The organism is Methyloversatilis universalis FAM5, from assembly GCF_000214035.2.
In the GTDB taxonomy this organism is placed as follows: Bacteria; Pseudomonadota; Gammaproteobacteria; order Burkholderiales; family Rhodocyclaceae; genus Methyloversatilis; species Methyloversatilis universalis.
The window spans coordinates 1-242 of the sequence record NZ_AFHG01000006.1 but is presented as its reverse complement, the minus strand read 5'-3'; the positions used below and the strand labels follow the sequence as shown (position 1 = coordinate 242).

General features: G+C 63.6%; 1 protein-coding gene. It reads right to left on the bottom strand.

What is annotated here, in order from left to right:
* The coding region (locus METUNV1_RS00030) for a hypothetical protein (RefSeq protein WP_043358598.1) at positions 1-242 on the bottom strand (242 nt) is incomplete at both ends.

Genomic DNA, 242 nt, shown 5'->3' with positions numbered 1-242 from the left:
CCAACAGTGAATCCGAACCAGCCGGTTCGGGTGATCGGCGCGCTGCTCACCCACATCCCGAACGGCTTGGCTCGGGCGAAATAGGTCCGTCCCGCGCCCAGACCTTCCAGGTCGAAGCTCACTCGACCGCCTGCATCCGAGACGTGCTTCGCCTTCCATGCCTCGCTTCCATCGGCCATCCGCTCATAGGCATGGATCTCAACGTTGGCAATCCCCGCCCCCGTCACGTCGTCCAGCAACTG